The following is a 23611-nucleotide window of genomic DNA, read 5'->3' as shown; positions in this document are numbered from 1 at the left end:
AATTACACCTCATCAAACTTGAAAGATAGCTCAACACATGCTTACACATGTGACAGTTCTGTTCCTTATCGGAGACAGCCCCAGCGTTATATTTAAGAAGAAAAATAACACTTCGGCAATCATTCCTTTCATAAAGCTTCACAGATTCTTCTCAATCTCCGCTATACTAATCATAATGATTGCGACCTCTACCCCATACATTTACATGAGGTAATATATTTAATTGAAATAATGATTATTAGTCTAACATAATATTTTTTTGATAGCAATGCGTTGCTATTTTTCAGTTTTTTAAGATTATTCTTACTATTTAATTGGCGTTATTGCAGGAAAAGGAGCCTCATTGATGAATGAACAAAAAATAAACCAAAATAGCAAAAAAATACTATCGAATAAACCACTTCTCTTTTTTATGGTTGCTGTATTCCTATTCGCTACTACATTACGTACACCGATTACTGTAGTAGGTCCTATTATTTCCTTTATCCGGGATGGCCTCGGCATTTCAAACGTGCTTGCAGGATTTTTAACAACTATTCCATTAGTCGCGTTTGCTATTGTTTCACCATTTGCACCGCGCATTGCACGTAAATGGGGAATGGAATGGACTTTATTTTATTCAGTTATTTTACTTTGTACCGGAATATTACTACGTTCAGTAGGTGAAACAGCACTACTGATTGGAGGAACAATTCTTATAGGGATTGCCATCGCTTTTGGAAATGTTCTTATTCCGAGCTACTTCAAATGGAAATTCCCGCTGCATATCGGCTTGTTAACAGGGGTGTATTCCGTATCGATGAATATTTCTTCCGGACTTGCTGCCGGGTTTAGTTTTCCGATTGCCACAAATGTAGGCTGGCAAATAGCTTTAGGCTTTTCGATTGTTTTAGGTTTTCTGACATTAGCTATATGGATACCGATTTTGCGAACACCTAAAGGGGACCTGCATATGTCGGCATCACAGAAAATGAAAACCCAAATGTGGAAATCACCGCTCGCCTGGGCTGTTGCAGGCGCAATGGGCTTCCAATCATTTTTATTCTACTGCTCCTCTGCATGGCTGCCGGAAATTTTTATAAGCCAAGGTTTGGATGCTACCGCGGCTGGTTGGATGGTGTCTGTTATGCAATTTGCGCAAATTCCGATGACGTTTGTTATTCCAATTATTGCAGGGAAGCTCATTTCACAGCGTCCGATCGTCATTTTCTTTACAATTTGCTATTTAATTGGCTTTACGGGTGTTTTGATGGAATGGACAAGCCTCGCGATTTTATGGATGATCTTTTTAGGTTTTGCAGGCGGTGCTTCATTCGGTTTGGTATTAATGCTGTTTTCACTGCGTACAGAAACTGCATACGATGCAGCGGAGCTCTCCGGCTTTGCTCAATCTATCGGCTATTTAGTTGCAGCAGTCGGACCTGTTCTATTCGGTTATGTACATGATTTGACGAATAGTTGGTTCATGCCGCTACTGTTATTTATTTTAATTTCAGTTTTGTTATTCTTTGCTTCATTTATAAGCGCAAAGAATCAAACAGTCTAACCAAACATACGTACCCTTTTATGCTATAATAAAAGTGAGTAAATAAAAGGAGTACTGAACTATTGCGTAAAAAACGAAAACGAAATAAAAAACGGCTGCCGATTATACCGTTATTTTTCATTGCATTAGCTGCTGCAGTTGGATTTAATGTAACGAAAACTTTAGAAGGTATGGGTATAGGAATTATCACTTATTTTGTACTCTATATTGGTTTTATAATTTGGCTGAAAACACGAAAAATAAGAAAGTTACGGAAGTCCGGTATTCGGGAAGTCGACCAAATGAGCGGTGAAGACTTTGAAAAGTTTTTAGGTGAACTATTTAAACGCCGCGGATTTAAAGTACGCTATACCGCAACGAGTGGTGATTACGGGGCGGATCTCATTTTGAAGGATGGGAAAGACATCATTGCTGTGCAGGCAAAACGCTATTCCAGTACGGTCGGCGTAAAGGCTGTCCAGGAGATTATCGGTGCAGTGAAAATGTATGAGGCAACAGAAGCATGGGTTGTAACGAACAGCCATTTTACCCGACAGGCCGAAAAACTTGCAGATATTAATGATGTTTATTTAATCGATCGTGATGAATTAATTCAAATCATCTTAAATAAAAGATAAAAGGGTTGTGTTCAGAGTTAATTTAATTTTGAACATAACCCTTTTTGTAGTGCCTCCCCGTTAATATGGTTGCAATTGATAAAAGTAATTTGGCTTTTTGATTGTATTAGCAATCGGCTCATGATAAATGTCCGTTGTTGCCGGTGATAATGGTGGGATAAGCCATACCCAGTTTCCTGTTACATCACGGCCGTTTGTTTTTTCTTGCTGGCTGAAAAGTTGAAACTGCTGTGCTGCTGTATGGTGATCAACTATACTCACTCCGGCATTTTTATAAGAATGAAGTACCGCGACATTTAATTCCACGAGTGCACGGTCTTTCCAAAGAGTAGCATTTAGTGATGTATCCAACCCCATTGCCTCAGCAATTTTTGGCAGGAAATCATATCGGTACGTATCGGCCAAATTGCGAGCACCGATTTCTGTCCCCATATACCAGCCATTGAACGGTGCAGCTTGGTAGTCTTCTCCTGCAATGTTAAAACGCATGCTTGAGATGATTGGGACTGCATACCATTGCATGTTTAGCGTTGAAAGATCATAGTTGGGATGCGTAATTGGCACTTCAAGCACGATCTCTTTAGGCAAATCATAGTAAATCGGCTCACGGTTATCTACTTGAACGACAAGCGGCAATACATCATAATTTGTCCGTGTACCTTGCCACCCAAGACCTTCGCAAATTTTCGTGAATTCTACAGACGTGGAATCCCCAATAATCCCTTCCTCTGTTTCATACCCTGCATAGCGAATGAGCTGATGATTCCAAATCCGTACACGGTTCGGGTCAAATAAAGTAATGGCTGGCCGAATTTTGCCGTTGTTTGTGGCAAATTCAATATGGTTCACAAGTGCTTCGTATATTTCGTCTTCCTTTAGCAATTCACGCTGATCAAAAACAGTTAAGCTATTCCAAAAAAGCCGCCCGATACATTTATTGCTGTTGCGCCATGCAACTCGTGCACCATAAGTAAGTTCCTCGGTCGTTAAAATAAACGCCGGATGCTTTGCTTCCTCTATACGTAACTTTAGCCAGTCATCCGATTGCTTCGTTTCTTGTTTATATAAAGTGAGAAATTCAATTCGTTCTTGTAATTCCTTCGTTGTCGTTATCATCGTTTCATCTCCCTATTCTTTCATTTTGGCGCTTCAAATAAGGAAACTCAACGAAACAACAGCTGATTAAAACATGTATTTTTCATACATGACTAAAAGTGTTCATAAACGGGAGAAATAAAAAGATATGCACATTTTTATGCATACCTTTTCTCTTACTTCTTCCACTTGTCGCTCGCCTTGAAATTATAAACGGGGGTCACATGCTTTTGAATTGATACGGTTTCACCGATTTGCTCCACGATTTCCTGCATTGGCTTGTATGCCATTGGTGCTTCATCCAATGTTTCCTCACTGACAGAGGTTGTCCAAATACCTTTCATCGTTTCCTTGAAATCATCCATTGATAGATTTTTCATCGCCGCTGTTCTTGAATAAATACGACCTGCTCCATGTGGGGCGGATTCATTCCAGTCCGCATTGCCTTTACCGATACAAATTAACGAACCATCTCGCATATTCATTGGGATGACGAGCTTTTCATCCTTTGCAGCACGCACAGCCCCTTTACGCAAAATCATTGCATCGGTATCTATATAATTGTGTACAGAATCAAACTGCTCTGCAAACTCCCACTTCATATGATTAGCAATCGTTTTTGCAATTTGAATACGGTTTTCGTTTGCAAAACGCTGTGCTAATTTCATGTCGGCAATGTAATCATCGAATTGATCCCCAACCAAATAAGCTAAATCTTTTGGGACGAAGGGGTTTTCCTTCTTATACGCTTCTATCATTGTTTGAATTTCTTTTTCTTGTCCCGCTTCTTTTAAAGCTTTAATTTTTTCTGTTAAATCTTCACGCTGCAATGATTCAAATGCACGCTTTTGATGCCAGTTTGCTACTTTTGCCCCGACATAACGAGAACCTGTGTGAATTAGTAAATAATAGATACCTTCATCATCTTTTGCCAGCTCAATAAAGTGATTGCCCCCGCCTAATGTACCAAGAGATCGCTTCGTATAGTCATTTTGTAAGCCGCGTGCAATAAAGTTTTCGTTTGCAAAAAGCTCGTGACTTTCTGGCGTATCATCATGAATTTCATTGCCACTTGGGACGAAACGTCTAATTGTTGCATCGAGCTTGTTAAAGTCCACTGCTCCTGAACCAATTTCAGAAACAAGTACACCACATCCAACATCTACCCCGACCAAATTCGGTACGACATGTTTCTTCAATTGTATCGTTGTACCGATCACACAACCTTTACCTGCATGGTAATCAGGCATAATACGTACTTTCGTTCCTTCCATAAACGATTGATTGACGAGCTCGTTAATTTGCTCGATCGCTGTTTCCTGCGGTGTATTTGTATATATTTTTGCGTGCGTAAATTTCCCGGTAACTTCGATCAATTCTGTTCACGCCTTTCTTTTTTCAGCATCAGTAGAGCAAATAATAGAAGTGTTAGTAGTATATAAATTCCGATTATCATGAGCGGTGACCTCTGTACAATGAAACCGAATGCGACTTCAGATTGTAATACGAAATCATCCGGCGCAAATTGAGGCCGGTATAAAAAAGTTTGAACGATACCAAAAACCAGTTGAGCTAGCGTATAAAGAATAAATAGAAGCAGCGCACCTAGTGATGCGAACATAAATTTACGTTTCAAGACCTCACCCCCCTTTTTATGAAACAATTGGTAGTATTTACGTGCTGAGAGAGGAATAAGTTTCGTTAAACTTTAATGGTGAAGAAAATTTTACCTGTTTATTTTATTCGAAGTAATTGAGCGATATTAGAAGGTTCGGAGCACATTTTAGAAGTTCTACCACTGATATTAGAAAGTTCCAGAGAGTTTTTAGCAACTATGAAGCTTATATTAGAAAGTATAGCTGATCCCAGCATAAAGTTCGGAATACTCAATTATACCCTTGCCAATAAACCTACTATTCTTATAGACTTTATAAAAAGGGGCGGTTAAATTTGAATATTGATCATATTGAGTCTTTTATATACGTAGTGGAGTACAAAAGTGTCCATAAAGCGGCGAATGTATTGTTTCTTTCACAACCTACTATTTCAGCACGTATCAAATCACTTGAAGAAAGTCTAAATGTGAAATTGTTTATTCGTTCTGGACGTAGTTTAAGCTTATCAAAAGAAGGAAACCACTTTTTACCTTATGCCCGAGAAATTGTTTCACTTTACCGTAAAAGCCAAACAGAAATTCAGAAACTTTAACATTTAAACATCATTTCTTAAATGGTGTTTTTTTATTGGCCTAAAAATTCCTCCATACCTCTGTATGTTCCTATTTACTGATAGGATTTTTCTATCAGTACCCCCTTGCATTAATTGTCTGAATAATGTTACGATTCATTCATCAATTACAAGTAATTCAATAGGAATTAAAGGAGATGGCGTCATGGTGAAGAAACAAGTACATTTCGGTGCAATGATACATGGTGTAGGAGGCCATATTTCAAGCTGGCGGCATCCTGAAGTAAATCCAAAGCAAAGTGTTGACCTACAATTTTATACTCAACAAGCTCAAATTGCAGAAAAAGGAAAGTTTGATGTTGTCTTTATTGCAGATGGGCTATTCATAAATGATAAATCCATTCCACATTTCTTAAATCGTTTTGAACCGGTAACTATTTTATCGGCACTTGCTGCAGTTACAAATCATGTTGGTTTAGTTGGAACAATTTCAACGTCTTATAGTGAACCTTTCAATGTAGCCCGACAGCTTGCATCACTTGATTTAATTAGTAACGGTCGTGCTGGCTGGAATGTCGTTACTACCCCACTTGAAAGTACGGCATTAAATTTCAATAAAAAAATTGAAGATCATCCATCTCATCCTGAGCGCTATGAGATTGCCAAAGAATATTTGGATGTTGTAAAAGGGCTCTGGGATTCTTGGGAAGATGATGCTTTTATTGCAGATATTGAGAAGGATTTGTTTTTCGATAAAGATAAACTTCATGTGCTTGATTATAAAGGGAAATACTTCAACGTTCGTGGACCATTAAATATTCAACGTTCGATTCAAGGTCAACCTGTTATTTTCCAGGCCGGTTCATCTCCTGCAGGAATTGAGCTTGCAGCACGTGATGCCGATGCAGTATTTTCAGCGCCAAAATCACTTGAAGAAAGTCAGCAATTCAAACAAAAACTATTAGAAGCTTCTTTAAATGTGGGACGTCATTCTGAGCTGAAACTGTTCCCAGGGATCTCCCCTATTATTGGCGATACAGCCATAGAGGCGGAAAAGCGTTATTGGGAAGTTGCCGAGCTTGTATCCGATGAAAAAGCACTTGCCTATTTAGGTCGCTATTTTGATCATCACGACTTCAGTCAATATGATATTGATGCCCCGTTCCCTGAACTTGGTGACCTAGGACGAAACAGTTTCCAGGCATTTACGGATCGCATTAAGCAATACGCAAAAGAAGAAAAATTAACATTGCGTGAAGTCGCACTTCGTGAGGCTACACCGCGCTCGAATTTCATTGGTACACCTGAGCATATTGCAGATGAGATCATTCGCTGGATTGATGCAGATGCAGCAGACGGCTTTATTATTACAACGGTTGCACCACATACATTGGAAGATTTTGTGGAAAAAGTTGTACCCATTCTTCAAGAAAAAGGTTATTACCGTGAAGACTATCCTGCTTCTACTTTACGCGAGAACTTAGGGTTACCAATTAAAGAAAACCGTTATTTGAAGCAGCTTATTAAATAACTAAGGAGGAGCCACCAAATGATCAAGCTAGAAAATATTCATAAAAGCTTTGGCAAAATGGACGTTTTAAAAGGGATTGACCTTGAAGTAAACAAAGGGGATATTATTTCAATTCTAGGTCCAAGTGGCTCAGGAAAAACAACGTTACTTCGCTGTATCAACTTTTTAGAAAAAGCAAATGAAGGAACAATCGTCATTGATAATTTATCGCTCAATGTAAAAACTGCATCGAAAAAGGACATTATTGCATTGCGAAAAAAGACAGCGATGGTTTTCCAGAGCTACAACTTATTTCAGCATAAAACGGTTTTGCAAAATATAACGGAAGGCTTGCTTGTTGTTCAAAAGAAACCTGTGAAAGAAGCAAAAGAAATCGCACTGGAATTATTAAAAAAAGTAGGTCTTGAACATAAAGCCGATGCTTATCCAAGCGAATTATCAGGGGGACAACAACAGCGTGTCGGTATTGCGAGAGCATTGGCGTTAAATCCTGAAGTTATATTATTCGATGAGCCGACATCCGCTTTAGATCCAGAGTTGGTCGGTGAAGTTTTAGATGTGATTCGAAAAATTTCAAAATCCGGTATTACGATGATTATCGTGACGCATGAAATGAATTTTGCTCGTGAAGTATCAAATCGCATTGTGTTTATGGATGGTGGGGTCGTTTTAGAAGAAGCAGAGCCACACATCATTTTTAATACACCGAAACATGATCGGACAAAACAATTTTTAAAACGGTTAACGCCAGAGCTTACATTTGATATTTAAGGAGAGAGAAGAATGGGTTATCACCTATCTATTTTAGATCAGGCTCCTGTTATAGAAGACGCTTCAAATGCGCTAACCCTTCAACGAACAGTAGAGCTTGCCCAGCTTGCAGAACAGCTTGGGTATAAACGATTTTGGGTTTCTGAACATCATCATTCACATGAAGTGGCGAGTTCCTCTCCAGAAGTGCTCGTCAGCTATATTCTTGCTAAAACAAATAAGATTCGGGTAGGTTCTGGTGGTGTAATGCTTTCCCACTATAGCCCTTATAAAGTGGCAGAGAACTTTCAAGTTTTAACGAACTTGGCGGGAGATCGTGTTGACCTCGGTGTTGGGAAAGCACCAGGTGGACTTCCTTTAGCTACAGCAGCTTTACAATATGGCGTAACTGAAGCAAGTAACGATTTCAATGAACGTCTACGCTTACTAAAGGGCTTTATTGAAAACAACCTTCCAGAGGAAGATCCTTTTGCAAAGCTGGAAGTAACGCCAACTAGTGAAGTCGCGCCAGAGATCATTTTACTAGGCGGTAGTGTTTCAAGTGCCGAGTATGCTGGTCGATTAGGCTTCACGTACGTATTTGCGCAATTTATTAATAGCGATAAACAAGTGCTCATTGACGCAATTGCCGCCTATAAAGAGCATGCTCCAAACGGGAAATTCGGCGTCGCATTTGCTGTTATTGCAGCGAAGGATGAGGCAACTGCACACGCTTATGCAGAAGGTCACGAAATTTATAAAGTGCATTTAGCAAGCGGGCGTACACTCACACTTCATACAAAAGAAGCTGCAGAAGAATTCGGACAGCAATCCGGTGAATCGTATGAGGTCAAACGGTATGAAGCAAACATTTTAAGCGGTACACCCGAACAAATTAAAGAAATACTCGATCAATATTATGCATTAGGTGTAACGGAATTCATTTTCCATACACCGATTAAAAATCACGAAGCCCGTCGCACATCTTATGAGCTACTTAGCCCAAAACATTTGCTTGCGGCAGTGACGGTATAAACAGGAGGAAAAAGAAATGACACAAGTAATTGTTTGGTCTAAAGATGGTTGTTCTTATTGTGAGGAAGTAAAAACGTATTTACAGCAAAAGCAAATTGACTATCGTGTAGTCGATGTAACAAATAATGATTCTTACCGCGATATTTTAGATATTAAATATGGTATTCGCTATGTACCGGTTGTTGAAATCGGTCAGGATAATTCATATGTAGGGGTTACAGAGCTTGGAATTGAGCATTTAGAAAAAGCATTAAAAGCATATGAAGAGGTGAAAGCATAATGAAAAAAAGATTACTATCAGCTATTTTATTGGCTGGAGCATTACTAGCAGCATGCGGCAGTGATTCGGATGTAGCTTCAACGAATGCAAATAACAATGATGATGCGAAGAAGGTTGTTATCGGTACTGGGTCACAATTTATCAATATTTGTTTTTATGATGAGGATGGCAATTTAACTGGATATGATATCGAATTGTTAAAGGAAATCGATCAGCGTCTGCCACAATATGAATTTGATTTTGAGGTTATGGATTTCTCGAATTTACTTCTTAGTTTAGAGACGAAGAAAATTGATGTAATCGCACATAATATGGCTAAAAATCCTGAGCGTGAGGAAAAGTTCCTATTCAATTCACAGCCATATAATGCCGTACCTACTCATGTCGTTGTTAATGAAAAAAATACTGATATTCAATCAATTGATGATTTAAATGGAAAAACAGTTGGTCTTGCACCAACAAGTAATGCAGCACTCTTTGTTGAAGATTACGTAGAAAAAAATAACATGGATACTAAGTTAACGTATATTACTTCGACTCCGGATATATTAAATCAATTAAAAACAGATCGTATTCAGGCGATTTTCCAGTTCCCATTTTCAGTGGAAATCTTTAACCGTGAATCGGATGCACAATTAAAATTAGTTGGTGAGCCGTTAATTTTCTCAGAAATTTTCTTCATGCTAAATAAGCAAGATGAACAATTAGCTGCAGATATTGATGAAGTATTAGTCGAGTTGATTGACGATGGAACTGTTAAGGAATTAAGTGAAAAATGGCTTGGTGCTGATTTCTCAGTGGAACTATAAAAAGGAGGTAATGATGAATGTCGGATTTTTTGGATATTGGCTATGTATTTGAAGCCATTCCAAAACTGCTAAGCTTTTTACACATAACAATCGAAATATTAGTGCTATCGATTTTCTTTGGGCTTATTCTCGGCATCATCATTGCCGTTCCACGCCTTTATAAAATCCCTGTTCTCAAACAAATCGCTACACTTTATATTTCATTTATTCGTGGGACACCAATTTTAATTCAACTATTTTTAATCTTTTATGGATTACCAGTTCTCGTCGGCATGATTGGAATTGATATTACACGAATGGATGCTTTCATCTTTGTCGTTATTACATACACACTCAGCAATGCAGCGGCTTTTGCAGAAATATTCCGGGCAGCAATTCAATCCGTTGATTATGGGCAAGCGGAGGCGGCTCAATCCATTGGGATGACAGGTTGGCAAACTTTCTCGCGTATTGTGTTTCCTCAAGCATTACGCGTTGCTTTCCCGAATATCGCGAGTACTTCTATTAGCTCGTTAAAAGATACGTCCCTCGCCTTTTCAATCGGCGTTATGGATATGATGGGACGAGGCGATACACTCATTACAGCTACGATGAATGCACTCGAAGTATATGTAGCACTCGCTATTATTTATTATGTTATTGTGTTGCTGCTTGAGTATGGCTATAAATTTATTGAACGTTATTTAAATCGCTATCTTGTAAAAGAGGCTATATAGGGGGAATACGATGCAGCTGGATTTCAATTTTATTATGTATGCGCTAAAGGAATTGAGCAAAGTCATTCCTTTTACGTTGTTTTTAGCCTTCACCCCGATCATTGTAGGGTTTGTAATTGGCCTAATCGTTGCCTTTATTCGAATGAGTAATTTAAAAATTTTAAAAGCATGTGCAAACTTTTATGTCTCCTTTTACCGTGGGACTCCAGTGATTATGCATATTTTCATTATTTATTTCGGATTTACAAATTTGGCCCAGGAAGTGCTCAACATTTCCCTAAATGGCATCCCTCTCTATGTTTTCGTTCTAATCGCACTCACTTTAAACGCAGGTGCCTTTTTATCGGAAATTATTCGTAGCGGTATTTTAAGTGTTTCAAAAGGTCAGGTTGAAGCGGCCCATTCGATTGGCATGACGATGAGCCAATTATTTAGACGCATCATTTTCCCGCAAGCGCTTGTTGCGGCGATCCCTAATTTAACAAATATTAGCACTGCCTTTTTACATGCCACATCGATTGCTTTTTTAATTTCCGTGACTGAAATCACAGGTACAGCCAATATTATTGCGGCGAGTAATTTGAAATTTTTAGAAGCTTTTATCGCGGCCGCGGTTATTTATTGGGTGATTTCCATTTTAATTGAAATTGTTTCTGCAAGAATAGAGAAGAAAGTGACAAAACATATTCGAAGTGGCGTTATACACAATACATGAAATGAAGCGTTCCTATTTTGGGCGCTTTTTTTATTTAAAAGAAATTCAGCGATATTAGAAGTTGGAGCGCCTATATTAGCAGGTTTAAGAGGTTTTTTAGAAACTTCGCTGCTTGCTTCGGCTCAACCGATAAAAAAAAGACCGAATTTCCGCCCAACTATGCGAGGGAATTCGGCCAATTTTCATTTCAAATGTACAAACCTCGATACCATCATCGTTAAAAACGCATACGCTCCAGCTTTGACTGTCTGTAGCTCGCTTGTATCCCGATGTGGATCTAAACAAACGAAGTCCATACCGCCGACAATTTCGTACTTCCCTACCTCGTGCAGCAAATCAAATAGCTCATCTGTGCGCATACCACCTGGTGTTGAAGCAGGTACTCCAGGTGCGTATGCAATATCAAGTACATCCATATCGACTGTCACGTAAACAAGATCCACTTTTTCAGCAAGCTGCTGCATGACTTCCGCTATGACCGTAGCCGCGCCATGACGCCGGAAATCCTTTAATGTAATTCGATTTACACCGTAATGATCGGCGGCACGGATGAGGCTTGGGGCATTGTAAAAGCCGTGTAGTCCTATATTGTAAACATCTTCACCGCGCACAACACCTGCATCAAGCAGCTGGCGAATCGGTGTGCCATTTGTCGGACCATCCGAATCCGTTGCTCGCAAATCAAGATGTGTATCAAATTGCAAAATGCCAATACGCTTCCCCGAATGCTTTGCAAAAGCTCGGACAATCGGTGCTGTAATGGAATGATCGCCGCCGATTTGCACATAAAAGCTATTCGGGCAACCTTTTATTACATCCGTCATGGCCTGTTCAATATTTTCATGACACTGTAAAATATTTGTCCCGTGCAATTTTACATCGCCTAGGTCGGCAACACGGAGCGCTCGGAAATCAACGTTTTCATCAATGGAATACGTCGTAAAATAATTCCAGCTTTTACGGAAATACTCCGGATACTCCGAAGCTGCTGAAGCACTAATCGAAGAACGGGATAAAGGAACACCAGTTATGACTACATCAAAGTCATCTGAACATACCCCATAGCTTGGTTCGATCCAGTCCTTGACCTTCATATCTTCATGCTCGATACGGTTCCAAGTAGTCGCTGGGCTTACTAATAACGAATTCACAACAGGCTGCCACCTTTCACCACTACTTTTCCTGCTTTAATTACGGTATCTGTATGATTCATACCATAGAAATATTGAAGCTGCTTATAGTTCGGTACGTCTAAAATAAGGACATCCGCCTGCTTCCCTTTTTCAAGCGTTCCAACACTATCTGCTCGATTAATTGCATGGGCCGCATTAATTGTCGTTGCGCATAGTACTTCTTCCATCGTCATGCCCATATTCATGCATGCCAGATTCTGAATAAATGGCAGGCTAATTGTCGGCGATGAACCCGGGTTAAAGTCTGTGGAAATTGCTACCGGGACCCCGCTGTCTACCATTAGGCGCCCTCTTGCATAAGGTGCACGTAAGAAAAAGGCTGTTCCCGGCAATAGTACTGCGATCGTTCCTGCTTTTGCCATCGCCGAAATCCCTTCATCAGAAGCAACAAGTAAATGTTCCGCTGAAATGGCACCTACTTCCGCAGCAAGCTCTGCCCCTTCATATGGTTCAATTTCATCTGCATGAATTTTTGGTGTCAGTCCATATGCTTTACCTGCCTCTAAAATCAGACGAGACTGCGCTGGCGTGAATACACCTTTCTCGCAAAATACATCATTAAATTCAGCAAGTCCAAGCTCCGCCACTTTTGGAATCATTTGCTCAATAATAATTTTTACAAATTCATCCTCTTTGCCTTTATATTCTTTTGGAACGGCATGTGCACCCATAAATGTTGAAATAACATCTACTTCATGCTCTTCCTGTAATTTTTTCACTACATACAGCTGCTTCAGTTCAGTTTCCAAGTCTAGACCGTAGCCTGATTTTGCTTCCACAGTCGTAATACCATAACGTAAAAAATCATTTAAATGCTGATACGTTTTCTCATATAGTTCATCAAAGGATGCTTCCCGCGTTTTTGTTGTTGTGTAATGAATACCGCCCCCGGCATTCATAATGTCCATATAGGACTTGCCGGCAAGGCGCATATTGAGTTCATGCTCCCTTGTTCCGCCATGCACTAAATGCGTATGGCAATCAACAAAGCCGGGCATGACAATTTTGCCGCGCGCATCAATGACCTCCGCATTATTTACTAAATGCGGAAACTCGTTTTTAATTTCTTCAAGAGGGGCAATCATCGCAATACGATCGTCCTCTATTAGAATGCTCACTTCTTTTTTTAAACCTAACTCGCTCATCTGTTCACGGCGGCGAGGTAACTTGACTTCGCTCGCCATTGTTAATACTTCATTTGCATTGTTAATTAAAATAGCCAAAGTTCATCATCCTTTTAGCATCGGCATGTTAATACCTTTTTCTTTTGCTGTGTTAATTGCAATGTCATACCCTGCATCGGCATGACGTACAACACCCATTCCCGGGTCTGAAATAAGCACGCGGTTAATTTTATCTGCTGCAAGCTGTGTTCCGTCTGCTACTAATACTTGCCCTGAATGCTGTGAATAGCCCATACCTACACCACCACCATGATGTAAGCTTACCCAACTTGCACCGCCTGCTGTATTGACTAATGCATTTAGCAGTGGCCAGTCTGATACGGCATCAGATCCGTCCTTCATCCCTTCTGTTTCGCGGTTTGGTGATGCGACAGAGCCTGAATCTAAATGGTCACGGCCAAATACGATCGGTGCTTTTAATTCACCATTGGCAACCATTTCGTTAACGCGTAATGCAAAGCGGTGGCGGTCTCCATAGCCTAACCAGCAAATTCGTGCCGGTAAGCCTTGCCATTTCACCATTTTTTGTGCCATATCAATCCAGTTTACTAATGCTGCATCTTCTGCGAACATTTCCTTTGCCAATGCATCTGTTTTATAAATATCCTCCGGGTCGCCTGAAAGTGCTGCCCAGCGGAATGGTCCTTTTCCTTCGCAGAACAGTGGGCGAATATATGCCGGTACAAATCCTGGGAAATCAAATGCATTTTCTACACCCATTTCCTTTGCATAGGCACGGATATTATTGCCATAGTCGAATGTCTCTGCACCTGCCTGCTGGAATTCAAGCATTGTACGTACATGTTCTGCCATCGTTTCCTTTGCACGGCGCTCATATGCTTTGACGTCCCTTTTACGTAAATCGAGTGCTTCAGCTAAAGTCATGCCATTTGGAACATAGCCATTTACCGGATCATGCGCAGACGTTTGATCTGTCACAAAGTCCGGAATGATTCCACGATTTAATAATTCACGGTTCACGTCCGCACAGTTTCCTACTAAACCAATTGATGCAGGCTCGTTTGCAGCAGTTAATTTGTTCACTAGCTCCATTGCCTCATCCACTGACTCGACAAGATAATCACAGTAGCCTTCATTTATTTTGCGTTCGATACGTGCGCGGTCTACTTCGACAACTAAAATGACTGCACCCGCCATTTTTCCTGCTAGTGGCTGGGCACCACTCATGCCGCCCATACCTCCAGTTAATATCCACTTACCACGAAGGTCGGCAGTTCCAAACTTCTTTTTTCCTGCTTCAACAAAACTTAAGTACGTTCCTTGTAAAATTCCTTGTGCCCCGATATAAATCCAAGACCCTGCTGTCATCTGTCCATACATCATTAAATTGCGTTCTTCTAATTCATAGAAGTGATCCCAATTTGCCCATCCAGGCACTAAGTTGGAGTTCGCAATCAGTACGCGCGGTGCATTTTCATGCGTTTTGAAAACGGCAACCGGTTTACCTGACTGTACAATCATCGTCTCGTCATTTTCCAGTTCTTTTAAAGTCGCAATTAGTTTATCGTAGCTTTCCCAATCACGCGCAGCCTTTCCGATGCCTCCGTATACTACAAGCTCATCCGGATTTTCTGCTACTTCAGGATCTAAATTGTTCATTAGCATGCGCATTGCCGCTTCTTGTGTCCACCCTTTACATGAAAGTTCCGAGCCACGTGGTGCACGAATATTTGTTTTGAATACCATAAAAATCGCTCCCTTTATTTTTAATATTATTTAGAAGAAGAAAAATGCTATTGGTGTTACTAAAATTAGCGTTAATACAACTCGCTCAAACCAAATAATGATCATTTGGCGAATTGTTAGCGGAATGTCTGTCGATAAAATAACCGGTATTACCGCTGAGAAGAATAAAATAGCCGAAATCGATACAACTGCTACAATAAATTTCGTTATCATCGCAGCTTCTGTAACAATCATTGCCGGTAAAAACATTTCAGCAATCGATAATGACAGTGCTTTTGCCGTCAGCATAGGATCCGGAATTTGCAGTAAATACGTAAATGGTGCAAAGATGTATGCCAGCCAGTCAAATAACGGTGTATAAATCGCCAGTACCATACCTAATAAACCGATTGATAAAATCGAAGGTATGACACCCATTGCCATGATAAAACCCTCTTTTAAATGGAGATAGAGGTTTTTAAGTAAAGATGGATTCTGCTTTGCTGCTTCAACCGCTTCGGTCCATGCCACTTGAAGACGATCCTTCTTTACGATTTTTTCAGGCTGAGGTGTAGACCCCTCGTAATATTCATCTTTAATTTTATTTAGTGGATAAATCCGCGCGGTAATAGCTGTTACAACGAATGTCACGACTAATGTCACCCAGAAAAATAAGTTCCAGTATTCCATTAAATCCAATGTTTTTGCCACTATGATCATAAATGTAGCCGATACCGTCGAGAACCCTGTTGCAATAATAGCCGATTCCCTCGCTGTATACTTCCCCTCTTTATAAACACGGTTCGTCAAAATTAAGCCAACTGAATAGCTGCCAACAAACGAAGCTACTGCATCAACCGCTGATCGTCCGGGTGTTTTAAAAACGGGCTTCATGATTGGTTGCATGAGCACCCCTATAAATTCAAGCAAGCCATAGCAAACAAGTAATGCTAAAAAAATTGATCCAATCGGAATGACTAACCCAACTGGCTTAATTAGTTTTTCTAATAAAAATGGACCGATATCCGGATTAAATAACCATGCCGGACCAAACCCAAAAATAAGCATGACACCTGCAACTAACCCGCCTATTTTAAAAATCGATAACACCATATTCACTTTTGATGTTTTCCATTTTTTCGTTACAAACGGATAAAACGCACCGAGCACTAAAAGAATCAATACATATCCATTCACCAGTGCAGGAGCATATGCAGTAAATGCGCTAACTACGTGGTCGACCAATATCGATGATTTCCCATTCCATTCAAATGACACAAAAAAACTAAAAATACCGATTAAACTGCAAATAATCATTTTCACAAAAATGCCAATTTCGAATTGATTCGCTTTAGGTATGTCTTGCTCTTGTTGATACTTTGTCATTTCACCACCCCTTTGTTATACAAACTATAAATCTCTTTATATTCTGAATAAATAGAATAAAAAACTACATTATAGTAAAATTTAAATAAAATAAAATTAATCTAATTTAAAAATAGAATTTTTATAAGAAATAGAATTTAAGTGAGGTGATTCTTCAGTGAAAATTTTAATTGTAGAACGGGATTTGGAAGAAATTAAAGGAATTGAATGGTATTTAAAAAACTATTTTATGAGTGATATTGAAGTAATTCGAATGATGGATAGCAGTAAAATAATGGCGGATTTTCAGCGAATCCAGCCAGATGTACTTTTAATCGAAATGGAGCTGGCTTCATTTTCTGTCGAACAGTTTTTGCGTAAACAGTCGATTCCTATTATCGGTGTCACAGCTGAGCCTATTTTTCAGCAAGCAATGAAAGCCATCCGCTTAAAGGCCCTTGATCTCTTTGTAAAGCCAATTCCATTGGAGCAGCTAAAGTCTACCCTTCTGCAAGTTTCTTTACCAAGGCAAACGGCAGTTATGGACAGTCCCCTTCCAATCGAGACACCATTGTATTCGGATTTATATTTAAATAAGCCGGATATTTTCCCGTTAAAGGGGCGAGGGTTCTTTTTAATCGAGTGTGCCGACTATGACCACAATTTAATGCTTTACGAGTGGCTGATTGAATTGCCTATTTTTCAGAATCTTACTGCCCTTCCTTTACAAAAGCGGGTTATTTGCATTGCTGAAACGGATGATTTTGCTATGCTATTGAAGCAACTTAGAATTATGAGCCAGGAGTGGGAGAAATTCAGTGGAGATGCGCTGAATATTGCTGTTTATGATGGTGACGAAACAACCCTTTTAACAATGTACCAGGCATGTAAAAAAACATTAACCCAGCGTTTTTATAAAGGGTACTCCCATATTTTCAGAAGCTCGCAAACGCTTTATGTGAAAAGGCTTGAACCCCTTCTGACACCAGAAGAGCAGCATCTGTGGATTACCAGTCTTGAAAATGGTGATTTGAAAGCAATCAAAGCTTTTTTATATAAACTCACACATCCTTCATCCTATTATCACCAGGATGATGTCCGTATTCATTTAACGAGTATTTTAGCGCAAATTCGCCGATTTATGATGAAGTACCATCTTCAACAGCAAGCAAAATTGGAAGAACAGTATCGTGCATTGTTCCATTTTATTTTAGAACATCCGATTTTATATGCGATTGTGCAGGAATTTATTTTGTTTACGCAGCTATTAATCGAGGCACGAAAAAATATGCAGCAGCAACAGATTGCGGATTATACGGAAATCGCCGTTGAAATGATTGAACGCGATTATAGAAACCCTGAACTCACATTACAAGTTGTTGCAAATGAGTTAAATATAAGTGCCAACTACTTAAGCAATATATTCTCAAAAAAGCGAGGTATCCCGTTTCGAAAGTTTATGCAGCAGCACCGAATCCAACAGGCTGAAAAATTATTAATAGAGACTAACGTGGAGATCGGGACAGTTGCAGAAATGGTCGGCTTCACGGACAGTAATTACTTCACAAAAGTATTTCGTGAATATTATCAATTAACGCCCTACCGCTATCGGGTACAGGTGAGGAAAACGGGTGGGTCAAAACACGACATATGAAATCATTAAAACGTAAAAAAAATACCTGTGCCCTCGGTTCAAGAGGTCTAGGTATTTTCGTTTTTCTCTATTTTAAACGGATGTTGTAGAGCGAGTCAGCTAATATCCCTTTAACATTAATTTCTTATATTAATTAAAAAGCACCCAATTGTTATGTTGCCATCAATTGGGTGCCATGTGTTGTTATACGGGCTGATTTCCTCCTAAAACGGAAACAGCAACGGTACCGCAATCATCATGATGATAAACATGATGACCTGTAGCGGAACACCGATTTTGACGAAATCCATGAATTTATAGCCACCCGCTGTTAATACAAGCGAGTTTGTCGGAGATGCAATCGGTGTCGCAAACGCCATACTAGCAGCAGTTGCTACCCCAATCATAAATGTATACGGGTTCGCATCCATAGCAAGTGCTGCAGTGATGGCAATCGGCGAAAACAGTACCGCTGTTGCTGTATTACTAACAAATTGTCCAAAAACAACTGTCAGTAAATAAATCCCCATCAATACACCATATGGTCCGAAATCACCTAGCACACTGATAATTCCTTCTGCAAGAATCGTCATTCCGCCTGTTTTCTCAAGTGCTGTCGCCATCGGAAGCATTGCCGCTACGAGCACAATACTTTCGAAGTTCATTTTACTGTAAGCATCATCCATATTACGCAGACATCCTGTAATAATCATAAGAACGGCCCCGATTAATACAGCAATTACCGCGTCAAACACTTCAAACACCATCAATCCGATCATCAGCAGCATGATGATACCGGCAATCGGTGCCTTTCCGTTAGCGGCAACTGCTCCTGCCTGCTCACGTGGCTGCCCAACTATAACAACATCATGCGTTTCTCGGGATAGGAGCTCAATTTCATCCCAAGTCCCCTGCACTAAAATCGCGTCCCCGAATCGCAGCTTTTGATCCGCCATATTGTTAAGTAAGTAGTCACCCTTTCGATTAATGCCTAAAATATTTAAGTTATACTTTTCACGGAAACCGATTTTACTTACTGTTTCCCCGATTAAACGAGATTGCGGCGTCAATAAAACTTCGGCTACTCCTATTTTTTTTGAAACGAGATCTTCAGCATTGTCTTCGATAGGCTGGATAGTTAATGCAAAATCATGAGCAAAACGTCCAACATCATCCGCCATACCTTGTACATATAGCTCATCGCCAGCATGTATTACGCTTGTCGGACCCGCTAGCTCTTGATAAGTCATCGGGCGTAAATTAATGCCTTCTTGTACAGCACCGCGCTTAATTTTCATAATGTAAATATGGTAAGTTGCAGGGAGCTTTAAATCGATTAGTTTTTGTTCCAAAATTGTCGACTGTTCGCTTACTACGACCCGGAATAATTTATCATGTAGATCATATTCGTGAGCAATTTTCTGTGGAGATAATTTATACCCTGCACTTGATTGCGAACGGTTATTTTCATTTGGCAGCAATCTATTGCGAACGAGAACTAAATAAACAATAACGGTAATTGTCGCGATAATGCCAATTGGTGTAATTGTGAAGAAGCCTAGCTTTTCAAATCCGTGGTCCACAAGTGTTTGGGAAGCTATTAAATTGGTCGGCGAAGCAATAAGCGTCATTAGCCCTGACATACTTGCTATATAGGAAAGTGGCATTAAAAACTTCGATGGACTCACCTTGATGCTAATCGCAATCGATACGACAATTGGTAGCATGAGTGCCACTGTACCTGTATTACTCATAAATGCTCCTACAATTGCTACAATGACGAGCAACAATATAAAGAGACGAAGCTCACTATCACCGGACCATTTCAATAGAAGGTTCCCCGCCATTCCTGCAAGACCCGTTCTTAAAATCCCTGCCCCTACAACAAATAGTCCTGCAATCATAATTACTACAGAATTTGAAAACCCTGCAAGTGCTTCAGCCGGAGTTAAAATATTTAAAATAACAAATGACAATAGCGCCATCATTGCTACTAGATCCGCACGAATTCTATTTGTCGTAAATAAAAGGATTGTAACTGCCAAAATAATAAATGTTAACGTGAGTTGCATGACCTTTTCCTTTCCAATTGTACTATCACCCATTATATAAAAAAAAAACTAACAACCACCCTCAATTTTGTCATTGAAGTGAAATAACGCCAATCTTGACGAGAATTACGATGAAATATTTGTCATTTTTTTCTATAAGTACGTTATAATTTAAGTATAGATTTATAGTGTGAATTTTCAAATAAAGTGGCTCTGCACCTTCTTATAGATAATTAATATTTTAATATAAAGATTCCTTAAAAAGAATTATTATAATCTAGTAGAAATTATGATTTACATTTGTTATATTATAAAAGAAGCAGTTTTCAAATTCATTTTAGGGGGAACTACACATGACAAACGAACGTTTAACAACAATTACTGGTGCTCCAGTAGTATCTAACGATGATTCACAAACAGCTGGTCGTCGTGGTCCAATTTTATTACAAGACGTATTTCTAATTGAGAAATTAGCAAACTTTAACCGTGAAGTAATTCCTGAGCGTCGTATGCACGCAAAAGGTTCTGGTGCATTCGGTACATTCACTGTAACTCATGACATCACAAAATATACAAAAGCAAAAATTTTCTCTGAAGTTGGTAAGAAAACAGAAATGTTCGCACGTTTCTCAACTGTAGCAGGTGAGCGTGGTGCGGCTGATGCTGAACGTGATATTCGCGGTTTTGCATTAAAATTCTACACTGAAGAAGGTAACTGGGATATGGTTGGTAACAACACGCCTGTATTCTTCTTCCGTGATCCATTACATTTCCCGGATTTAAACCACGTTGTTAAGCGTGATCCAAAAACAAACATGCACAACGGTAACTCTAACTGGGATTTCTGGACTTCATTACCGGAAGCATTGCACCAAGTAACAATCGTAATGTCTGACCGTGGTATTCCAAACGGTTACCGCAAAATGCACGGATTCGGTTCTCATACTTACTCAATGATTAACGAAGCTGGTGAACGCGTATACGTGAAATTCCACTTCCGTTCTCAACAAGGTATCGAAAACTTAACAGGTGCAGAAGCTGCTGAAATTATCGGTAAAGACCGTGAATCTTCACAACGCGACCTATTCGAGTCAATCGAAAAAGGCGATTTCCCGAAATGGAAAATGTACATCCAAGTGATGACTGAAGAGCAAGCACGTAACTCTAAGGACAACCCATTCGACTTAACAAAAGTTTGGTACAAATCTGAGTACCCACTTATTGAAGTTGGTGAATTCGAATTAAACCGTAACCCGGAAAACTACTTCGCTGATGTTGAGCAAGCAGCATTCGCTCCATCAAACGTAGTACCTGGTATTTCATTCTCACCAGACCGTATGTTACAAGCGCGTTTATTCGCATACCAAGATGCAACTCGTTACCGTTTAGGCGTTAACCATCACCAAATTCCAGTAAACACACCAAAATGTCCATTCATGGTTTACCACCGCGATGGCGTAGGTCGTGCTGATGGAAACCGTGGTGCAGCTATTACTTACTATCCAAATAGCTACGGTGCATTACAAGGTCAATCGCAATACAAAGATCCTGCATTAGCTCTTGATGGTCCAGCTGACATCTACGACTTCCGTGAAGATGACAACAACTACTTCGAGCAACCAGGTAAGTTATTCCGTCTTCAAACACCTGAACAGCAACAACGTCTATTCGAAACAACTGCTGCTGAAATGAACGGTGTTGAAGAATTCATCAAACGCCGCCACATTTTACACTGCTACTTAGCTGATCCAGCTTACGGTGAAGGTGTAGCGAAGGCAATGGGTCTTTCTTTAGACGGTATGGACCTTTCAAACCCATACGTTATGCATGCTCATAGCTAATTATGAATTTAACGATTGCTCAGACTGTTAAGTTCTAAGCTTTTCATTGATTTAGTGTTTACTAGATTAGAGCGTTATTGATATCCAAACTATAATCGCTTACAGCCGCAAGTATCTTAATAGGATGCTTGCGGTTTTTTGTGGTGCTTTAGTTATTAGAAGTTTTTTTGATTTATTAGAAGCTATGAGGGTGATTTTAGCACTTCCGACGGGGATATTAGCACCTTAGGCATTCATTTTAGAAGACTTGAATGATATATTAGAAAGTCATAATTTTATTAGCACTTCTTTCATTTTATTAGAATATTCCGGTCACATTTTAGAACATCCATCCCCTGCACAACGCATAAAAAAAATCCATGAAAAGAAATCTCTTTCCATGGACAATGTTATACAAATAAAATTGTTGATATATAAATAACAACGGTTACCGTTAAACAACTTATGATTGTGGAAAACAGCACTGTCTGGGCAGCTGTGGCCGACTCGATATCATACTCCAGTGCTAAGCTGGAACTGTTTCGGGATGTCGGAAAGGCACTGGCGATAAAGAGTGATTGTGCAACAACTCCGTCTAATCCTAATGCAAAAATAATGAGCAATGCCACGGCTGGGCCTATGACTAACCTTGTGAAGCAGCTGACAAAAATTGTTTTATTGAACATTGTACGCATTTCAATCGTTGAAAGCTGTGCCCCTAGTGTAATGAGGGCCACTGCTACAAAGCCGTCCGCAATATGTTCGAGCGGAATGCTAAACGTCTCTGGGATTGGTACACTAAAATAATTCAATGCAGCACCTAGTATAAGTGCATGTACTATGGGCATTTTCAAAAAGTCCCGTACAATTGCCAAGCCTGACTTAGTGGAAGAGATTAAATTATACAGTCCGTAAGTATACGTCGTCATATTTTGAAAAATAACAAGAATAACTTGTATTGCTACACCGATTGGCTGTGTCGCAAAAATCATCTGGGCAACCGGAATACCGTAGTTGCCTGAGTTAATAAGGACTACACTATTTTTGAAAACAGCTGACTCCTTTTTATCAAGTTTCAATAGCTTTGCCAGTAGCTGACTTAGTAACATTTGAGAGCCGATAAATAAAATAATGAAAATCGTAATTTGCCCGAGGACACTCATTTCAATAGAGGTTTCATATATATTAATGAAAACGGCTGCGGGCATGAAGCAATATGTAATAAGATGCGATAATGCTTTTAAGTTAAATTGAAACTTGCGCTGTAAAATCGCACCAATGATGAGCAATACTAAAATAGGTGCCACAATCTTGAAGAAAATCATTGATAAATAGACCATGAGAGCACTCCTTCTACGTCTAGTTACTTTAGTATTTTATTATAGCTTATTTTTATGA

21 protein-coding genes and 1 riboswitch are annotated in these 23611 nt (G+C 39.6%); of the genes, 12 read left to right on the top strand and 9 right to left on the bottom strand.

Translation table 11 applies throughout. The features are described 5' to 3' along the window. Positions 1-18: 18 nt before the first annotated feature. Positions 19-199, bottom strand: a riboswitch (Lysine riboswitch). Between the two features lie 147 nt (positions 200-346). Both MHH95_RS05680 and MHH95_RS05675 read left to right on the top strand, forming a co-directional pair. Further along, complete coding sequence (locus MHH95_RS05680; protein WP_340726718.1) at positions 347-1546, top strand: CynX/NimT family MFS transporter; 1200 nt, start codon at positions 347-349, stop codon at positions 1544-1546. 62 nt (positions 1547-1608) lie between these two features. Continuing rightward, a complete protein-coding gene (locus MHH95_RS05675) occupies positions 1609-2163 on the top strand; it encodes a restriction endonuclease (RefSeq protein ID WP_339214810.1) in 555 nt (184 codons plus the stop codon). Between the two features lie 60 nt (positions 2164-2223). Here MHH95_RS05675 and MHH95_RS05670 read toward each other — a convergent pair whose 3' ends face one another. The 3 genes from MHH95_RS05670 to MHH95_RS05660 all read right to left on the bottom strand — a co-directional run bounded on the left by MHH95_RS05670 (position 2224) and on the right by MHH95_RS05660 (position 4894). Next, positions 2224-3279 (bottom strand): nitric oxide synthase oxygenase, encoded by a 1056-nt coding sequence (locus MHH95_RS05670; RefSeq protein ID WP_340726717.1) that lies wholly within the window; start codon positions 3277-3279, stop codon positions 2224-2226. A gap of 155 nt (positions 3280-3434) precedes the next feature. Continuing rightward, complete coding sequence (locus MHH95_RS05665; RefSeq protein ID WP_340726716.1) at positions 3435-4634, bottom strand: RtcB family protein; 1200 nt, start codon at positions 4632-4634, stop codon at positions 3435-3437. Next, entirely contained in the window at positions 4631-4894 is a 264-nt protein-coding gene (locus MHH95_RS05660; protein WP_340726715.1) for a hypothetical protein, read from the bottom strand. The genes MHH95_RS05665 and MHH95_RS05660 overlap by 4 nt, the downstream gene beginning before the upstream one ends. Before the next feature lie 314 nt (positions 4895-5208). Here MHH95_RS05660 and MHH95_RS05655 point away from each other — a divergent pair, with 314 nt between their 5' ends. The 8 genes from MHH95_RS05655 to MHH95_RS05620 all read left to right on the top strand — a co-directional run bounded on the left by MHH95_RS05655 (position 5209) and on the right by MHH95_RS05620 (position 11281). Continuing rightward, the gene (locus MHH95_RS05655; protein WP_340726714.1) at positions 5209-5466 is read left to right on the top strand and encodes a LysR family transcriptional regulator; all 258 of its coding nucleotides are present in this window, start codon (positions 5209-5211) and stop codon (positions 5464-5466) included. A 184-nt stretch (positions 5467-5650) separates the two neighbouring features. Then, a complete protein-coding gene (locus MHH95_RS05650; RefSeq protein WP_340726713.1) occupies positions 5651-6976 on the top strand; it encodes an LLM class flavin-dependent oxidoreductase in 1326 nt (441 codons plus the stop codon). An 18-nt stretch (positions 6977-6994) separates the two neighbouring features. Next, complete coding sequence (locus MHH95_RS05645; protein WP_339214799.1) at positions 6995-7747, top strand: amino acid ABC transporter ATP-binding protein; 753 nt, start codon at positions 6995-6997, stop codon at positions 7745-7747. A gap of 12 nt (positions 7748-7759) precedes the next feature. Further along, a complete protein-coding gene (locus MHH95_RS05640) occupies positions 7760-8761 on the top strand; it encodes an LLM class flavin-dependent oxidoreductase (protein WP_340726712.1) in 1002 nt (333 codons plus the stop codon). A 16-nt stretch (positions 8762-8777) separates the two neighbouring features. Further along, a complete protein-coding gene (locus MHH95_RS05635; protein ID WP_340726711.1) occupies positions 8778-9041 on the top strand; it encodes a glutaredoxin family protein in 264 nt (87 codons plus the stop codon). Next, complete coding sequence (locus tag MHH95_RS05630) at positions 9041-9850, top strand: transporter substrate-binding domain-containing protein (protein ID WP_340726710.1); 810 nt, start codon at positions 9041-9043, stop codon at positions 9848-9850. The genes MHH95_RS05635 and MHH95_RS05630 overlap by 1 nt, the downstream gene beginning before the upstream one ends. Positions 9851-9867: 17 nt before the next feature. Beyond that, complete coding sequence (locus MHH95_RS05625; protein WP_340726709.1) at positions 9868-10566, top strand: amino acid ABC transporter permease; 699 nt, start codon at positions 9868-9870, stop codon at positions 10564-10566. A 10-nt stretch (positions 10567-10576) separates the two neighbouring features. Further along, on the top strand, positions 10577-11281 hold the full coding sequence (locus MHH95_RS05620; protein ID WP_340726708.1) for an amino acid ABC transporter permease: 705 nt from the start codon (positions 10577-10579) through the stop codon (positions 11279-11281). Positions 11282-11463: 182 nt separating this feature from the next. Here the strand turns inward: MHH95_RS05620 and MHH95_RS05615 are convergent, their stop codons facing one another. From MHH95_RS05615 to MHH95_RS05600, 4 genes are read right to left on the bottom strand one after another with little or no spacing between them, the layout of a single operon-like run. Then, a complete protein-coding gene (locus MHH95_RS05615) occupies positions 11464-12432 on the bottom strand; it encodes an agmatinase family protein (protein WP_340726707.1) in 969 nt (322 codons plus the stop codon). Beyond that, the gene (hutI, locus tag MHH95_RS05610) at positions 12429-13658 is read right to left on the bottom strand and encodes an imidazolonepropionase (RefSeq protein ID WP_340727309.1); all 1230 of its coding nucleotides are present in this window, start codon (positions 13656-13658) and stop codon (positions 12429-12431) included. Before hutI ends, MHH95_RS05615 begins: the two co-directional genes overlap by 4 nt. 45 nt (positions 13659-13703) lie before the next feature. After that, positions 13704-15365 carry a urocanate hydratase gene (gene hutU / locus MHH95_RS05605; RefSeq protein ID WP_340726706.1) on the bottom strand — a complete coding sequence of 554 codons (1662 nt, stop codon included), beginning with the start codon at positions 15363-15365 and terminating at the stop codon, positions 13704-13706. Positions 15366-15395: 30 nt separating this feature from the next. Then, a complete protein-coding gene (locus tag MHH95_RS05600; RefSeq protein ID WP_340726705.1) occupies positions 15396-16730 on the bottom strand; it encodes a YjiH family protein in 1335 nt (444 codons plus the stop codon). A 157-nt stretch (positions 16731-16887) separates the two neighbouring features. Here MHH95_RS05600 and MHH95_RS05595 point away from each other — a divergent pair, with 157 nt between their 5' ends. Beyond that, on the top strand, positions 16888-18363 hold the full coding sequence (locus MHH95_RS05595) for a response regulator transcription factor (protein WP_340726704.1): 1476 nt from the start codon (positions 16888-16890) through the stop codon (positions 18361-18363). A gap of 203 nt (positions 18364-18566) precedes the next feature. On the opposite strand, the gene MHH95_RS05590 is transcribed toward MHH95_RS05595, so the two are convergent. Then, positions 18567-20414: an SLC13 family permease gene (locus MHH95_RS05590; RefSeq protein WP_340727308.1), complete on the bottom strand. Its 1848-nt coding sequence runs from the start codon at positions 20412-20414 to the stop codon at positions 18567-18569. A gap of 332 nt (positions 20415-20746) precedes the next feature. Between MHH95_RS05590 and MHH95_RS05585 the strand changes: the two genes are divergently transcribed. Then, complete coding sequence (locus tag MHH95_RS05585) at positions 20747-22234, top strand: catalase (RefSeq protein WP_340726703.1); 1488 nt, start codon at positions 20747-20749, stop codon at positions 22232-22234. Positions 22235-22623: 389 nt separating this feature from the next. Here MHH95_RS05585 and MHH95_RS05580 read toward each other — a convergent pair whose 3' ends face one another. Then, a complete protein-coding gene (locus MHH95_RS05580; protein ID WP_340726702.1) occupies positions 22624-23553 on the bottom strand; it encodes an AEC family transporter in 930 nt (309 codons plus the stop codon). Positions 23554-23611: the final 58 nt, after the last annotated feature.

The organism is Solibacillus sp. FSL K6-4121 (genome assembly GCF_038002585.1).
GTDB classification, from domain to species: Bacteria; Bacillota; Bacilli; order Bacillales_A; family Planococcaceae; genus Solibacillus; species Solibacillus faecavium.
The sequence above is the reverse complement of the archived record's forward strand: the minus strand, read 5'-3'. Positions and strand labels throughout refer to the sequence as shown.

Bases quoted from the DNA above. Each gene is read 5' to 3' on its own strand.
- MHH95_RS05680 (WP_340726718.1), top strand. From the start codon at position 347: ATGAATGAACAAAAAATAAACCAAAATAGCAAAAAAATACTATCGAAT.
- MHH95_RS05670 (WP_340726717.1), bottom strand. From the start codon at position 3,279: ATGATAACGACAACGAAGGAATTACAAGAACGAATTGAATTTCTCACT.
- MHH95_RS05650 (WP_340726713.1), top strand. From the start codon at position 5,651: ATGGTGAAGAAACAAGTACATTTCGGTGCAATGATACATGGTGTAGGA.
- MHH95_RS05645 (WP_339214799.1), top strand. From the start codon at position 6,995: ATGATCAAGCTAGAAAATATTCATAAAAGCTTTGGCAAAATGGACGTT.
- MHH95_RS05640 (WP_340726712.1), top strand. From the start codon at position 7,760: ATGGGTTATCACCTATCTATTTTAGATCAGGCTCCTGTTATAGAAGAC.
- MHH95_RS05635 (WP_340726711.1), top strand. From the start codon at position 8,778: ATGACACAAGTAATTGTTTGGTCTAAAGATGGTTGTTCTTATTGTGAG.
- MHH95_RS05630 (WP_340726710.1), top strand. From the start codon at position 9,041: ATGAAAAAAAGATTACTATCAGCTATTTTATTGGCTGGAGCATTACTA.
- MHH95_RS05625 (WP_340726709.1), top strand. From the start codon at position 9,868: ATGTCGGATTTTTTGGATATTGGCTATGTATTTGAAGCCATTCCAAAA.
- MHH95_RS05620 (WP_340726708.1), top strand. From the start codon at position 10,577: ATGCAGCTGGATTTCAATTTTATTATGTATGCGCTAAAGGAATTGAGC.
- hutI (WP_340727309.1), bottom strand. From the start codon at position 13,658: ATGGCGAGCGAAGTCAAGTTACCTCGCCGCCGTGAACAGATGAGCGAG.
- hutU (WP_340726706.1), bottom strand. From the start codon at position 15,365: ATGGTATTCAAAACAAATATTCGTGCACCACGTGGCTCGGAACTTTCA.
- MHH95_RS05600 (WP_340726705.1), bottom strand. From the start codon at position 16,730: ATGACAAAGTATCAACAAGAGCAAGACATACCTAAAGCGAATCAATTC.
- MHH95_RS05590 (WP_340727308.1), bottom strand. From the start codon at position 20,414: ATGCAACTCACGTTAACATTTATTATTTTGGCAGTTACAATCCTTTTA.
- MHH95_RS05585 (WP_340726703.1), top strand. From the start codon at position 20,747: ATGACAAACGAACGTTTAACAACAATTACTGGTGCTCCAGTAGTATCT.
- MHH95_RS05580 (WP_340726702.1), bottom strand. From the start codon at position 23,553: ATGGTCTATTTATCAATGATTTTCTTCAAGATTGTGGCACCTATTTTA.